The sequence below is a fragment of the Nocardia sp. NPDC060255 genome, from assembly GCF_042727395.1.
Lineage (GTDB): Bacteria > Actinomycetota > Actinomycetes > Mycobacteriales > Mycobacteriaceae > Nocardia.
This window is the reverse complement of record NZ_JBHXAU010000013.1, coordinates 134212-148908: the sequence shown is the minus strand read 5'-3', so window position 1 is coordinate 148908 and position 14697 is coordinate 134212. Positions and strand designations below refer to the sequence as shown.

Annotated in this window: 10 protein-coding genes and 1 tRNA gene; 4 read left to right on the top strand and 7 right to left on the bottom strand. The window is 65.6% G+C overall.

Annotated elements, in window-relative coordinates:
- Nucleotides 1-10: 10 nt before the first annotated feature.
- From ACFWF1_RS23960 to ACFWF1_RS23945, 4 genes are all read right to left on the bottom strand, one after another.
- Complete coding sequence (locus tag ACFWF1_RS23960) at nt 11-1264, bottom strand: cytochrome P450 (protein WP_379286443.1); 1254 nt, start codon at nt 1262-1264, stop codon at nt 11-13.
- On the bottom strand, nt 1261-2652 hold the full coding sequence (locus ACFWF1_RS23955) for a hypothetical protein (RefSeq protein ID WP_379286445.1): 1392 nt from the start codon (nt 2650-2652) through the stop codon (nt 1261-1263). The genes ACFWF1_RS23960 and ACFWF1_RS23955 overlap by 4 nt, the downstream gene beginning before the upstream one ends.
- A complete protein-coding gene (locus ACFWF1_RS23950) occupies nt 2652-3485 on the bottom strand; it encodes an acyl-CoA thioesterase (protein ID WP_379286447.1) in 834 nt (277 codons plus the stop codon). Before ACFWF1_RS23950 ends, ACFWF1_RS23955 begins: the two co-directional genes overlap by 1 nt.
- Nucleotides 3486-4003: 518 nt before the next feature.
- On the bottom strand, nt 4004-5671 hold the full coding sequence (locus tag ACFWF1_RS23945) for an MDR family MFS transporter (RefSeq protein ID WP_379286449.1): 1668 nt from the start codon (nt 5669-5671) through the stop codon (nt 4004-4006).
- Nucleotides 5672-5963: 292 nt separating this feature from the next.
- Between ACFWF1_RS23945 and ACFWF1_RS23940 the strand changes: the two genes are divergently transcribed.
- Together ACFWF1_RS23940 and ACFWF1_RS23935 are read left to right on the top strand one after the other, a co-directional pair.
- Nucleotides 5964-6037: transfer RNA gene (locus tag ACFWF1_RS23940), tRNA-Met, on the top strand.
- A 285-nt stretch (nt 6038-6322) separates the two neighbouring features.
- Nucleotides 6323-6949 carry a hypothetical protein gene (locus ACFWF1_RS23935; protein WP_379286450.1) on the top strand — a complete coding sequence of 209 codons (627 nt, stop codon included), beginning with the start codon at nt 6323-6325 and terminating at the stop codon, nt 6947-6949.
- 225 nt (nt 6950-7174) lie between these two features.
- On the opposite strand, the gene ACFWF1_RS23930 is transcribed toward ACFWF1_RS23935, so the two are convergent.
- Both ACFWF1_RS23930 and ACFWF1_RS23925 read right to left on the bottom strand, forming a co-directional pair.
- Nucleotides 7175-7918, bottom strand: a complete 744-nt coding sequence (locus ACFWF1_RS23930) for a helix-turn-helix domain-containing protein (RefSeq protein WP_379286452.1) — start codon at nt 7916-7918, stop codon at nt 7175-7177.
- 101 nt (nt 7919-8019) lie between these two features.
- Nucleotides 8020-8610 (bottom strand): TetR/AcrR family transcriptional regulator, encoded by a 591-nt coding sequence (locus ACFWF1_RS23925; RefSeq protein WP_379286454.1) that lies wholly within the window; start codon nt 8608-8610, stop codon nt 8020-8022.
- A gap of 66 nt (nt 8611-8676) precedes the next feature.
- Between ACFWF1_RS23925 and ACFWF1_RS23920 the strand changes: the two genes are divergently transcribed.
- On the top strand, nt 8677-9204 hold the full coding sequence (locus ACFWF1_RS23920) for a hypothetical protein (protein WP_379286456.1): 528 nt from the start codon (nt 8677-8679) through the stop codon (nt 9202-9204).
- A gap of 101 nt (nt 9205-9305) precedes the next feature.
- Here ACFWF1_RS23920 and ACFWF1_RS23915 read toward each other — a convergent pair whose 3' ends face one another.
- Nucleotides 9306-12803 carry an indolepyruvate ferredoxin oxidoreductase family protein gene (locus ACFWF1_RS23915; protein WP_379286458.1) on the bottom strand — a complete coding sequence of 1166 codons (3498 nt, stop codon included), beginning with the start codon at nt 12801-12803 and terminating at the stop codon, nt 9306-9308.
- A gap of 688 nt (nt 12804-13491) precedes the next feature.
- Between ACFWF1_RS23915 and ACFWF1_RS23910 the strand changes: the two genes are divergently transcribed.
- Complete coding sequence (locus tag ACFWF1_RS23910; protein WP_379286611.1) at nt 13492-14646, top strand: lipase family protein; 1155 nt, start codon at nt 13492-13494, stop codon at nt 14644-14646.
- The last annotated feature ends 51 nt before the right edge of the window (nt 14647-14697 follow it).

Sequence of the window (14697 nt, the reverse complement as noted above, 5' to 3'; positions counted from 1 at the left end):
CCCTCGTCGGTCAGTCGATCACGGTCGGCAGCGTTTGCAGACCGCGCAGGAAGGTACTCGGCCGCCACTGCACCTCGTCGGCCATCTTCATGTTCGGATACCGGGCCAGGATCTTGTCGAAGGCCACCTTCGCCTCCAACCGGGCCAGCGGCGCGCCGACGCAGTAGTGGATGCCGTGCCCGAAGGCCAGGTGCCCGCCCTTGCTCTTGCCGGTCTGGCCGATCTCGATGCCGTGCGGGTTCCCGAACTGGTTCGGGTCGTGATCCGCGGCGGCCAGCGACACCGACACCAGCTCCTCGGCCGGAATGTCGATGCCCGCCAAGGTAACCGGCTCCGAGGTGTACCGCAGCGTGGCCAGATGGACGGGGCCCTCGTGCCGCAGGAACTCCTCGATGGCCGCCGGAATCTGCTCCGGTGCGCGGGTGAGCTCCTCGTACAGCACCCGGTCACGCAGCATCGCGTAGAGGCCGTTGCCGATCAAGTTGACCGTCGTCTCGTGCCCGGCCACCAGGATCAGGAACAGCATCGCGATGAGTTCCTTGTCGCTGAGCTTGTCACCCTCGTGGTTCGCCATGATCAGCTGAGACAGCAGATCCTCGCCGAGGTCCTTCGAGCGCCCGGCGACCAGCCCGATCAGATAGGTGGCCAGCTCGATGCTCGCCGCACCACGCTCGGCCGCCGTCGCGTAGAACGGCGAATTCGCCGCCGCCTCTTGATCTTCCGCGTTCTCCGTGGACGATGCCGTCATCGTGGTCGACAGATCACGGAACCGCGCCCGATCCGCCTCCGGCACCCCGAACAGTTCGCAGATGACCGTCATCGGAATGGGCAGCGCGTAGTCGGCGATCAGGTCGACCTCGGTCCGGCCCGCCATCTCGTCGAGCAGCTTGTCCGCGAGCGCGTCGATCCGCGGATGCAGCTGCTCTACGGTGCGCGCGGTGAACGCTTTGGTCACCAGTTTGCGCAGGCGGGTGTGGTCCGGCGGGTCGGAAGTGAGCATGTGCTCCCACAGATCCGTGCTCACCGTCGTGTACGTATCGCCCGCCCGCAGTCGCGTCGTGATCGGCGCGAGGGCGGCCGCACCCTTCTTGATCCGGCCGTCGGCGAGCACCTCCCGCGCGAGCTGATAGTCGACCACCAGCCAGGACGTCAGCCCGTTGGGCAGCAGGACATGGTGAATCGGGCCCTGCTTGCGCAGTTCGTCGTACACCGGGTGCGGGTTGTAGACAAAGTCGGTGCCTAGTTTGATCAATGGCTTGGTCATGAGAACTCCCGGGCGGTCTTGCTGTTACTGCCGCCGCCACTGCTGACGTGGAGCGGTTTCAATCCCCAGGCCTCGGCGACCAGTCGCGCCAGAAAGCCCAGTTCTTCATCGGTGTGCGCCATTTCGGGTTTGATGCTCTCCAGGACCCACTGGATCTTCCCGTCGAACTCCGACAACCAGGTCGCCAGCGCGATCGGCTGGCGACCGGCCTGCTCGGTGTCGATCCCCTGGAACACACCGCGCATCACGAACATGGTCGGCTCCGCGCCGTTGCGCATCACCGTCGGCACGAACGGGTCGAGCACGCCCATGTTGGAGCACATGCCGACGGTGATCGGCGGAATGTCGGCGAGCCGTTCCACCACCGCTTCGGGCAGCACGTCGATCAGCTCGGGCGGCATGTTCCGCGGGCGCGAGATCCCACCGGCACCGACCCCGTGCACCGCACCGAATCCGGCCTTGCTCGCCGCACGCAGCGGCGCGAGGTCGTACCGATCCAGCCACTCCCGCTGCACCACGATCGGTACGCGGGCAAAGGAATTCGAGTCGATCTGGTCCTGCTCCCGCAGGATCCGTACGGCGGTCATCAGCACCAGCGGGGCCGTCTCGCCGACCGACCCGCAGTGCCGCAGCAGATCGGCGACCAGCGCCAGATACAGCGTGTTGGGCGAACCGCCGCGCTCGGCCGCGAGATCCTTCCACTGCGCCGCGTCGAAGGTGGCGATGATCGAGCCTTCGCGCCAGCCGAGCGGCGTGCGCTCCGGCGTCGAGTCACGGCGAGACAGCGCCTGGCGGATCGCCTTGCGGTGGACTGGGTCCCGGTACGCGCGTCGCGCTTCCGAAACCACTTCGCGCACCACGGCGATACCACGGCTGGTGCCGTCCTTCAGGTCGTCGCGCAGACGGCCGGCCTCGTCGAGGCCTGCCGTCGTCGCCAGTTCGGGTTGAACCAGCCCGATGGCCGCCATCAGTCCCGCGTGGCCGTCGGCGATGGCGTGCGACGCGACACAGGAACAGACCATGCCGCCGGAGCGCGTCGGCACCGCCGACAGGCGCCACCCATACCCCTGCTCGGGGTCGAGTGGATACTGCGCCTGATCATTCGCCCAAGCGAGCGCGTCACCGTCGTCGATCGCGGCACGCTCCAGGCACAGCGGCAAGGCGGTGTCCGCGAGCACCCAGCGCGACCGGGCGAACGGTACCCGCGGGCGCCGTACCCGCCGCATGAACGGGCCGGAGCGCAGTTGGGTGTACATCGCCCGCAACTCGTCCTCGGTGAGCTGATTGGCCAGCACCGTCACCGTCTGGCTGATGACCGGTGCGCCGTAGCCGTGATGCAGCCGCAGGAACGCCTTGTCGGTGAGACCGACATACACCGGGGCGGCCATCAGGACGCCTCCCGATCCAGCAGGCCTGCCGCATCCGACAGGAAGGCGGGCTCGGCCAGCCGCAGCATCCGCTCCTGCGCGACCATCGCCACCAAATCGCCGTTGCGACTGAATATCCGGCCCTGGGTGAACGCCCGGCCGCCCGCTGCGGAGGGCGATATCTCGTCGTAGAGCAGCCAATCGTCCACCCGGAACGGGCGCATGAACCAGATCGAATAGTCCAGTGCGGCAGTCTGAATGGCAATACCGGGGTGCGCCGCGACGGCGGCTCCGAGCAGCGTCATATCGCTGGCGTAGGTGAGTGCGCAGCTGTGCGTGACCGCGCAGTCCGGCAGCTCGCGGGTGTAGCGGAGCCAAACCTGCTGGCGCGCCGCGCAGATCGCGCCGTCCGGTACCCGGCGGATGTCCCAGCCGTCCCATTCGTTGCCCGTGTCGCCCATGCCGATGGGTGCCAGCGAATCGGGGTCGGGGGCCTCCGGACACGGGTCGGCATGCCGTACCCCGTGCCCGCCGACATGGAACGAGGCGACCATCAGGAAGGTTTCCCGGCCGTGCTGCAGGGCCCGTATCCGGCGAACGGCGAAGGAGCGGCCGAGCTTGACGGTGTCGACCAGGTAGTCGATCGGAATCTCCGGTGTCGTCGAACGGACGAAGTATCCGTGTATCGAATGGACGGCGAATCCGGCGTGCATCCCGGACGAGCCGGCCGCCAGCGCACGTGCCGCCACTTCGCCACCGAACGTCCGAACCAGCGCGGTGCGGTGCTGGAGCTTGCCACGAAAGAAATTCGTGTCGATTTGTTCCACCGCCATTGCGTCGAGTAGTTCAACCATGGTCAACCTTCTTTGCGGTATCCGATATCGGCGACCACGCTGTCGCGGCTCCTACCCAGTGTCAGCGCGGATCTGGAATCGCATTCGCTGACTCGCGGATAGGTTTTGTGACGCAACTCGATGACGTTTCAATCTCATCGTGATACACGTCGTATCAGACACAGTGAACCTCCAGCTAATAGACTTCAAGGTGCTGTTCTTCAGATCACACAACCCCTACGAAATCTTTACGCGAGCGGTTTACAGCAATTCGCCACAGCATGCCGATTCGCCTTGTGAATCGTCACAAAATAAGCTCTCAACAGTAAGGATAAGGAAAGAGAACTATTTCCCAGTTGTCGGATTTGACCTACTTCCCGACTCACTGCCGACAACGAATAATCCCCGATCCCACGCCCGGAAACATCGGCAACCACGTGCCGAGCCATCGGGACAGTTGCGTTATAGGGATCAATGAGTTATACGAAGCGAATAATTAGCTACGCCGTAACGTATCGCTAACATGCAATTCCGCTCTCTCAGACAGATCCCTCGACCCCACCGGATTCCCGCAGCGGGATCTCCTTCCAGAACAAAACCATGACAAATGCGACCAGTGCGAGCAATGCGGCAGCGACATACACCGCCGACATGGATTCGGCGAAGCCCGTCTGCAACGGCCCGGCGAGCGTCGGGTTCAACTGCTGAATCACCGAGCTGTCGTCGAGCACCTTTTGCACCGCCGCCTGGTCGTGATGCACCAGCCCCTGCGCGAAGGCCACGTCGGCGGGATTGCTGCTGTGCAATCCCGCCAGCACCGCCTGCTGATACGCCGGGCGCGTGGAGGCGGCCTCGAGCGCGGCGGTCACCTTGGTCGGCAGCAGGCCGAACAGCGTCGACAGCAAGGCCGCGACACCGAGCGTGCCGCCGACCTGACGGAAGAACGTCGCGGCCGCGCTCGATACGCCCATATCCTTGGGCGCGGCGGCGTTCTGAATGGCCAAGGTGATGGGCTGCAACAGATTTCCCAGCCCGAAGCCGGTGATCGCCATGAAGATCATGGTTCGCCACAGCGGCGTTTCCGGCGTCAGATAGTGGAACAAGAACAGACCGACAGCCACCGTGGCGGTGCCGATGATCGGGAAGGCGCGGTAGCGACCGGTGCGCGAGATGAGCCGGTTCGAGACGATCGAACCCACCATCAGCCCGCCGACCATCGGCAGCAGTTGCAGGCCCGCGGCTATCGGACTGGCCCCGCGCACCACCTGCAGATACTGCGGAACCAGAATGATGCCGCCGAACAACGCCGCACCCACCACCAGCGCGATCGCGACACCGAGCGCAAAGGTCCGATTTCGGAAGAGCCGCAACGGAATCAGCGCCGCGTCGCCCATCTTGGCTTCGATCCCGACAAACGCGACCAACCCGATCACGCCGATCGTGTAGCAGGCCAACGCACCCACGCTGGTCCATCCCCAAGTGCGCCCCTGCTCGGCCACGATCAGCAATGGTGTGATGCCGGTGGCGAAGGTTACGGTGCCGAGCCAGTCGACCGGGACCCGCGCCGGATTACTCCTCGGCATCCGCACCACCCGATACACCACCACCAGCGCGATCAGGCCGACCGGAACGTTGATCAAGAACACCCAGCGCCACCCGGTGATCCCCGCAATCGTGTGCTGACTGGCGAAAAGCCCGCCGAGCACCGGCCCGATCACACTGGCCGTCGCCCAGGTGGCGAGGAAATGGCCCTGGTACTTCGCCCGCTCGCGCGGACTCACGATGTCACCGAGGATGGCCGACGCCAGCGACATCAACCCGCCCGCCCCCACACCCTGAACGGCACGGAACACCGCGAGCTGATACATCGACTGCGCCACCGTGCACAGCAGCGATCCGCCGACGAATATCACGATCGCGGCGAGCAGAAATGGCCTGCGGCCGTACATATCCGACAATTTGCCGTACAACGGCGTCGTCAATGTCGCAGTGATCAGATACGCCGTGGTGACCCACGCCTGCAGCGAGTAACCGGACAGATCATCGGCAATGGTCCGCACGGCCGTCGCGGTGATCGTCTGATCCAGCGCCGCCATGAACATGCCGAGAACCAGGCCACTCAGAATGACCAGCACCTGCCGGTGGGTGAAGCCACCCGCCTGTACAGCTACCTGCTCGGTCCGATGTCCGCGATGAGTCAGCGCCATCAGCAACTCCTGAATTCAGCAAATCGAGCATCAGTTGTTGAACTGCGGCCAATCCCATCCCCGGACCGCGGCGACCTCGCGCCCACGAACTAAGCAGCAACGATAAACCTCGGTCACGATTCGGGAAGCGTCGAGTGATGCCTATCTCAAGTCCAGGTCTAATGTGACCCAAGCCACACTCGCCACCTTTACGCGGATGCCCCGTTTCCGAGCCACCCACCCTCCCGACGACACGCTCCACCAGGCGTTTTCGTATCTAGCCACTCAGTGTGTAGGGTTGGGGAACACCCGACGCGGGGTGGAGCAGCTCGGTAGCTCGCTGGGCTCATAACCCAGAGGTCGCAGGTTCAAATCCTGTCCCCGCTACAACGGCCCAGGTCTGAGAGATCGAATCTCTCAGACCTGGGCCATTTTTCGGCCTAATCACGCCTTACCCAACGTTCCGGTCAAACAGGTGTGGTGCGGCAGCCGTCAGGTAGCCGCGCGGATGGTCGCCGATAAACCCATCCGGACGACGCGGTGCGTGCTACTGAATTCGCCTCTGCCCCAGTATGAGTCGGCCGATATCAACCGCGGCTTCGACGCAAGGCTGGTACAAGTAACTCTGTAGTACCAGATGATACTTTCGACAGTCCTTGCAGGAGGTATGACATGGGAACTCCACAGAAAGCGCTGCTCATCAATCAGGATGGCACCGGTTTTGCTGGCGGGGACAAGGCTGTGTGGAACGGTGCCGAGAGCAGTCTCGGCGGGGCAGTGGTCTACGAACTCGACGGCAACGCGGTGAAACTCGCCATCGAGCTCTATGCTGCGCACGCGGCCACCCCCTCGGCCACGTACAAGGTCTGGTTCGGCCAGACAACCATGAAAAGCATCGGGCAGCAGATCGGGACCATCACGACGGATGAGCGCGGCTTCGGCGAGCTCCGTTGGGAGGGAACGATGAACGAACGAGAACTCTTCGCCGTCGACGTGATTCATTCCGCATCGGACGCATTCGTCAGCACGGCCGATCCGCGTCGGCTGGAGCCGTGGTATCAAGACCAACAGGAACAGTGGCGGTGGAATAACGTCAAGGCGATGCATTATTCGGTTGCCCGCGCGGAGCTCATCGCCGAGAAGAACGCGGAGTCCTACGGATTCATCGAGTTCATCCGCGACATGAACGCGGCGATCGGCGGTGTCAAGCCGTCCCCGCCCAAGAAGGAGCTGATCATCCCGACGGAGGCGGAGATCGAGGAACGCGTCGCCGAGAGTCGCAAACGGGCAGGGCTTTAACAGCGTGGACGCGAGCGGCAGTGACCTACGTACTGTCCCGGCCGCACCCAGGCGAGCGAAACGGCCCGAAACCCTATGGTTCCGGGCCATTTTCGTTGCCGGTGGATCGTCGGCCGTGGTGCGTCCGCTCCCGGCTCCGGTCACGACGAGGTTTGCTCACCAGTGAGGTATCTCCGCAGCTAGTTCCTAGCCACCGCGACACGTGATCGGTCTCCAGACGTTGGCTCAACGGCGCAGCAGAGCGAGCGGGGCAGACGGTTCCGCACGGTGGGCCGACCTGACCAGTTCCGCGCGGCTGTGTACGCCCAGGGTTTCGTACAGATTCCGGATGCGGCGGTACATCGAGCGCTCCGAAAGGTAGTTGAGTCGCGCGATCTCGGCGACGGTCATCGATGTGCGCAGCATTCGCAACAGGTGGGTGTCGAACTCGTCCAACTCGACCTGGCCGTTCTGCGCGGTCGTCCGTCGGATGTCCTTGGGGGGTGCGATGTTTCGGGTCGACTCCGGTCGCTGGCCGGTCGGTACCGAACCGCGCACCGACGGCAGTCGATCCTGGCGCACCGAACGCACGTGGTCGAGCAGTTGGGTGCGGAGGAGTTCGGCTTGGCGCTCGACCGATATCGCGATGTTGACTACGAAGTTGGCGCCGGAGCGGATGGCGAAGTAGGTCGAGTGGCCGGTGAGGTCGTTGGTGACCGCGACGATCAGGCCCATGGCATGCGTCGCGCGGATCGAGCGCAGGCGTTCGGCCTGGTGCTCGGTGTTGACCGGGAGCACGATCGGTGCACCGTCGACGTCCCCGCGTGCGGTGAGTTCGTCGTAGTCGGCGAACTCGAGCTCGAAGGCCGGTGCCAGCAGGCTCCCGCACGGTCCGTTCGCCGGATCCAGATAGTCGCGCAGACTCGGATGCGCGAATGCGTTGGGCTTGGTCATCTTTTCGATGCCCCAGCTCAGTTGCGCAGTGTTCATCGTTCCCCCAGTTACTCTTCTTGACTACCTGGTTGGACGCGCGGATCGCCCGATCGGTTCCATACCGGGGCAACCGTTTTGAGAGTCGCTGCCGCCGACCGTCAGCCGGTGATGAGCTCGTTCAGGAACACGTCCAGCTGAGCGGTCATCTCGGCCGGCGTCAGATGACCTGCCAGACCCTGCAGGCTGAGTCCGTCGATCAAGGCGTGCAGTTGTCTTGCCGCGACGTCCCGCTCTGGAATCCGCTGGGACAGTTGGCCTTGTTCGGCCAGGTCTTCGATGAGATGGCGGCACAGGTCGTGGAGCTGGCCGAAATGCTCGCGTTGGACCTCCGCTAGGTGCGGATCGGCCAGGCCGAGGACCACGAAGGCAAAGGCGATGCGGGCCTCCGTGATTCGGTGCTCGTCGAGGGGCAGGGTCTCGTGCAGGATGGCGCGGACCATGTCGCGGAGGGATTCGGCGCGCGGGAGCGCCACGATGCGAACGGTGACCCGGGCGATCACCTGCTCGCAGGCGAAGGCCAGCAGTTCGGCGCGGGTCGCGAAGTAGTGGCGCAGGGCGCCGGAGGACCAGCCCGCCTCGGCGGCTACCGAGCGGATGGAGATCCCGTCCACGCCGTCGCGGGTGATGACGCGCCAGACCGCCTCGGCGAGCTCCACGCGGCGGGCCTGGTGGTCCACGATCTTCGGCATGGTTCATTTTCACACAGTCGTGTTATCTTTTATAAAGCTCGACCGTGCGAAAAAGGAGAGATTCTTGTGATTGCGCTGATCATCGGCTGCGAGGTCGGCTTCTGGGTGTTGCTGCTGCTCGGCCTCGCGGTCCGCTATCTGACCTCGGCCCGCCGGGTGAGCACTGTGCTGCTCGCCAGCGTTCCCCTGGTGGATGTGGTGTTGCTGGCCGCCTCGGTGCTCGACCTGCGGCGCGGCGGCGCGGCGTCCCTCACACATGGCCTCGCGGCGATCTATATCGGCGTGTCGATCGCCTTCGGTTCGCAGCTGATCGACTGGGCCGATCAGCGATTCGCGCATCGGTTCGCCGGTGGACCGGCCCCGGTGCGGCCGCCGGAAGCGGGGCGCGAGCATGCCGCCCGCGAGCGCGGGCAATGGTTCAAGCACCTGCTCGCCTACGCGGTGGCCGCCGCGGTGCTCGGCGTATTCACCCTGCTGGTCGGCGATGTCGATCGCACGGCGCCGCTGTGGGGCGTCATGGCGCCGTGGACGCTGGTCCTCGCGGTCGATTTCGCGATCTCGTTCAGCTACACCGTCATTCCTCGGCGGTCGTAACTCCTTGTCCACCAATAAGAAAGCGGCCCGCAACGGTCAGTTGCGGGCCGCTTTCCATGTGCCCGGGAGCGTGGCGCCTCACGCTCGACCAGGCGCGCGGTCTACTGCCCAGCCGCGCTCTTGGTCTCCAGCACCGGCGGCTCGATACCGAGGTCGCGCAGGCTGTTCCGGTACAGCTCCACATTGGCGAGCTTGATGTCCTCGTAGCCACGCACGGTGTCGGCGAGCGCGGCGGCCCGCACCGCGCGGTCGTAGCCCGCCTCGTCGAGTGTGTCCGCGAGCGTCGTCACCATCTCGGTGTAGTGGGCGAGCAGGATGCGCTCGACCCGACGCACGTGGGCATAGCCGAAGGGGTCGAACTTGGTGCCGCGCAGCCGCTTTCCCTTGGCCAGCACCTTGAGCGCGAGATGGCCGCGCGGTCCGATGCCGATCTTCTTCTTGCGGCCCATGGCTCGCAGCACCGGCGGGTGCAGCTTGTAGGTGAGGTTCGCCCCTTCGGGCAGCTGACCCGCGACCTCGTCCAGGAAGGCCGGGTCAACCAGGCGGCGGGCCACCTCGTACTCGTCCTTATAGGCGGTGAACTTGTACAGCCCGCGCGCCACCTGCTCGCTGAACTCGGTGCGCTCGGTGGTGCGCTGCTGTGCGTCCCAAATATGTTGCACCGTACGGACATAGTCGCGGGCGATACGGACACCCTGGAACCCGATCAGCTCCGCGGCACGCAGATGCACGAGCCGCTTGGTCTCACCTGTCGCCGTCAGACCGTCGAAAAGATCTGCCGGAACCTTGATTTCGGCGCGCTCGGCCTGCCTGCGCCCGGTCGCGGCGGCGAACTCGTCCGGCCGGGCGACCGCGATCCGGCCCCAGCGGAACGCCGCGATATTGGCGTTCACGGCGACGCCGTTGATCTCGATGGCCTCCTCGATCGACGCTGCGGGCAGCCGCAGGCCGCCGAGCTGGTACGCGGCGCCGACCATCAGGAAGTTGGCGGCCGCGGTGTTGCCGAACAGCACCTCGGCGGCGGCGAGCGCGTCGAAAGAACGCACCTCGCGCGACGCCTGCTCGAGCCTGGACAGCAGCGCCGGGGTCTCCGGGTACTCAACGGCCTTGTCGTACACCATGTCCCCGGTCGGGGTCTTGCTGGTGGACGCGACGGACAGGGTGTTCGCGTTCGAGCCGTAGGCCAGGTTCTTGTTGTCGGTGGCGGTCAGCAGGTCGAAGGCGATGATGCAGTCCGCCGAACCCGGGGTCAGCCGGTTCGCGGGCTCCAGCTCGCCGGTGGCGAAGCGCAGGTGCGAGACGACCGGTCCCGCCTTCTGGCTCAGGCCGATCTGATCCAGGCTCGCCACCTCGTAACCGGCGCGCAGCGCGGCGGTGGCCAGCACCTGGTTCACCGTGACGATGCCCGTACCGCCGATGCCGGCGAGAAAGACGTTCTGTGTCGTCGTCAGCACGGGCTGCGCGAGATCGGGCAGCACCGGCGGCGCCGGACGCTGGGTTGCCTTGCGCTTCTTGGCCTTTGCCGGATCCGGCAGTTCCACCGTGACGAAGGACGGGCAGTCGCCGTCCATGCAGGTGTAGTCGGTGTTGCAGGAGGTCTGGTCGATGCGGGTCTTGCGGCCGAATTCGGTGTCCACCGGCTGCACGGACAGGCAGTTGCTCTTGACGCCGCAGTCGCCGCAGCCCTCGCAGACCGCCTCGTTGATGACGACCCGGGTCCGGCGGGTCGGCAGGGTGCCGCGCTTGCGCTGCCGGCGGGCGTCGGCGGCACAGTGCTGGTCGTAGATGAGCACGGTGACGCCGGGTACCTCGCGCAGCGCGCGCTGGGCCTCATCGAGCCGATCGCGATGCCACAGCCGGGTGCCCGGCGCGAGATCGCGCTTGCGGTACTTCTTCGGCTCGTCGGCGCAGATGATGATCTGCGCGACGCCTTCGGTGCTGAGCTTGTGGGTCAGCATCGGCACCGCGAGCGCGCCCTCGGCGTCCTGAGCGCCGGTCATCGCGACGACGTCGTTGTAGAGCAGCTTGTAGGTGATGTTCACCCCGGCGGCGATGCAGGCCTGCACGGCGAGCTGGCCGGAGTGGAAGAACGTGCCGTCGCCGATGTTCTGGAACAGGTGCGGCACATCGGTGAACGGCGCCTGGCCGATCCACTGCGCGCCCTCGCCGCCCATCTGGGTCAGGCCGGTGACCTGGCTGTCCTCGCGACCCGACATGGTCACCATGGTGTGGCAGCCGATGCCGCCACCGGCCAGCGAACCCTCCGGCACCGCGGTGGATCGGTTGTGCGGGCAGCCGCTGCAGAAGTAGGCGGCGCGTTTGGCGGGCAATACCGCCAGCGACAGCGGCTGTGGCAGTGGACGTTTCGTGTCCAGGTAGCCGTGCAGGGCGCGGCTCAGCGGCTTGGTGATCCGGCCGGTGGTGAGTTCGCCGTCCTGGCCGAACAGCGGGCGACCGGCGGCGTCGCGCTTGCCGATGATCTCCGGGGCGTCGGCCGTGCCGTACAGGATCTCCCGGATCTGGGTCTCGATGAAGGCCGTCTTGTCCTCGACCACCACCAGCCGGGTCAGCCCCTTGGCGAACTGCCGAACCCGTTCGGGCGCAATGGGAAACGGCATGCCGATGCGCAGCAACCGGACGCCCGCGCGGACGAGCGCGTCGTCGTCTACGCCGAGATCGATCAGTGCCTGCCGCACGGCGTCGAAAGTGGTTCCGGTGGCGGCGATTCCGATGGTGGCGTGCGGCGGGTCCAGCTCGATCACGTCGAGGTCGTTGAGCGTGCTGTAGGCCTTGACCACCTCCCAGCGCGGGCCGTACAGGTCCGCCTCGGCGATCACGCTGTCCGTCGGCGCCGCCATCGGGCGCTGCAGGTAGTTGAACGGCCGTCCCTCCCAGGTGATCTCCGGGACGATGATGTCGATGTCGCCCGCGTCGCCGTCGACCGACCAGGCGCCGTCGGCGACGTCGGCCACGATCTTCAGCGCGACAAGGCAACCCGAGGCCCGCGACAGTGCAACACCGTGCAGGCCCATGGTGATGATCTCGCGGGCGTTGCGCGGGAACAGCACCGGAATGTTCATCGCGGCCAGCGAGCGCTCGCTCACCGCGGGCACCGTCGAGGACTTCGAGGCCGGATCGTCACCGACCAGCAGCAGCACCCCGCCGTTGGCGTTCGCGCCGTACATGTTGGCGTGCCGCAACGCATCCGTCGCCCGATCCAGGCCCGGGCCCTTCCCGTACCACACGCCGACGACGCCATCGTGGGTGGCGGTTCCCTTCGGCAGATCGGCCTGACTCCCCCACACCGAGGTCGCGGCCAGCTCCTCGTTCAAACCCGGGACGAACGAAATATCGTGCTCGGCAAGCACATTGGGCATACCGCCCAGCATCTTGTCCACGCCGCCGAGCGGACTGCCCTGGTAACCCGACACGAACGTGCCGACCCGCCGTCCGGCGCGCAGGTCACGCACGTGCTGTTCCACCAGTTGACGCGCGATCGCTTGAACCCCGGTCAGGACAACGGTGCCCGCGCCGACGCGGTAGCGGTCGGCGAGGTCATAGGGCGCCGGAATCAGGTCGTGATCGGCGAGCTCGGTCATACATCCACCCGTCCGGTCGGCGCCGATCGGGCGCCGCCTTAGTTGAGCACTTGATGCCCTTTACCCTGCCCTCGAAGGGCGAAATGAACAACCTTGGCTTTACAAATTGAGCATGTTGCGCAATCTCATCACCTGTGAATGGGCACACACTATGCACGATGTGAGGTTTGGTGTGACCCCGGCCACCACACACCGGCGGCGACCTCACGCGGACTCACCCAGCAAACGGGACATGGCCGAGGCAAACGTCGAGTGACAGCTCCGCTCTGCCCCGCCCGTCGGATTCGTCCGGGTCGAATTTCGAGAGCGGTTCGCTATGACGTGCCATAACCGAGGTGTCCAATGCAGTGACCTTGGTCAAACGCACATGAAATGCATTGTGAATTGTCCAATATGCCGGACCCGGTTGCGCGGGGTCGCGGGCGCGACGCTACGTTCGCTGCGGATGGTGCCGCTATCGCGGGTGCCCGCAGTCGTTGAGCCGAAAGGTGGTGTGCCGGTCCGACCTTCGGTTCGGCTGTGGGGTCTTGTCTGTCCGTCCGCGTGGCGAACGATGACGTTCGCTGCGGTTTCCCATGCAGTGGTGGTCCGTTCGAGTTGCCGAGGCGTAGTCGGGGTCGGCAACTCGATAACGGCCGAGATTCGAAGGAAAACCGTGCACAGAGTTCCGTTCAGGATCGCGATCCTGTTGTTGAGCGTCGTCTCGGCCGGCTTGCTCGGCCTGCCCGCGAACGCCCAACCGCTCTATCCCACACCCGATCCCGATGTGTTCTACGCAGCGCCCGCCGACCTGGCGACGCTGCGACCGGGCGATGTCGTGCGCGCCCGCAAGATCGACACCGGCCTCTATGTCGGCACCACGGGTTGGCAGGTCGCGTTCCGGTCTACCAACTCGCAGAACAATCCGGTGATGGGCGTGACCACCGTCCTGCTGCCGAACGGTGTCGCGAACCCGCCCCTCGTCTCCTACCAGGCACTGATCAATTCCCTTGGTACCCAGTGCAACCCGTCCCGGTCGCTGTTCAACGGTGAACTCCAGGACGCGGTCGGCGCGATGCTGCCGATCGGGCGCGGCTGGGCGGTGTCGCTGCCCGACTACCTCGGGCCCACCTCCGCCTACGGCGCCGCGCGACTCAGCGGCATGATGACCCTGGACAGCGTCAAGGCCGTGCAGAAGGTGGCCGAACTCGGTCTCGCCAATTCGCCTGTCGCACTTGCCGGTTACTCCGGCGGCGGGATGGCCACCGCGTGGGCGGCCGCACTGCAGCCCACCTACGCGCCCGATCTGAAGATCACCGCCTCAGTGGCGGGCGGCATTCCCGCCGATCTCGAGGAGATGGCGATGGCGCTCGGCTTCGCCCCGCACCCCGGGTTCGGGCTGGCGTTCGCCGCCGCGATGGGACTCGAACGCGAATACCCTGACCGGCTGCCGGTTTCGGATCAACTCAACGAAAACGGCCTGTGGTTCCGCGAATTCACGCACGACGCCTGCCGCCGGTTCCTGCTGTTCCACGGCGCGTTCCGCAACGCCGAGCAGATGGCCGCCTCCAAGAGCCTGATGGACAGCCCGGTCGCCCATCAGGTGTTGCGCGAGAACAGCTTGCGCTACTTCGACGGCGTACCCACCGTCCCCACCTACATCTGGCAGGGCCGCTTCGACGAGATGACGTTCTTCCCGCCGGTAGCCGAAGTGGTCGACCGCTACTGCAAGGCAGGCGCCCGAGTCGAGTTCCACCCCTACGAAATAGCGGAACACCTGACCACCGCCGCCGCAGGCTTCGTCCAGGCCTGGAACTACGTGGAGGCGCGTTTCCGCGGCGAACCCGCCCCGACCAACTGCTGACCTGACCACGAAAATGGGCCCCGGAGTTCGTCTCCGGGGCCCATTTTCGTA

Bases quoted from the DNA above. Each gene is read 5' to 3' on its own strand.
- ACFWF1_RS23925 (WP_379286454.1), bottom strand. From the start codon at position 8,610: ATGCCGAAGATCGTGGACCACCAGGCCCGCCGCGTGGAGCTCGCCGAG.
- ACFWF1_RS23935 (WP_379286450.1), top strand. From the start codon at position 6,323: ATGGGAACTCCACAGAAAGCGCTGCTCATCAATCAGGATGGCACCGGT.
- ACFWF1_RS23930 (WP_379286452.1), bottom strand. From the start codon at position 7,918: ATGAACACTGCGCAACTGAGCTGGGGCATCGAAAAGATGACCAAGCCC.
- ACFWF1_RS23960 (WP_379286443.1), bottom strand. From the start codon at position 1,264: ATGACCAAGCCATTGATCAAACTAGGCACCGACTTTGTCTACAACCCG.
- ACFWF1_RS23955 (WP_379286445.1), bottom strand. From the start codon at position 2,652: ATGGCCGCCCCGGTGTATGTCGGTCTCACCGACAAGGCGTTCCTGCGG.
- ACFWF1_RS23945 (WP_379286449.1), bottom strand. From the start codon at position 5,671: ATGGCGCTGACTCATCGCGGACATCGGACCGAGCAGGTAGCTGTACAG.
- ACFWF1_RS23950 (WP_379286447.1), bottom strand. From the start codon at position 3,485: ATGGTTGAACTACTCGACGCAATGGCGGTGGAACAAATCGACACGAAT.
- ACFWF1_RS23915 (WP_379286458.1), bottom strand. From the start codon at position 12,803: ATGACCGAGCTCGCCGATCACGACCTGATTCCGGCGCCCTATGACCTC.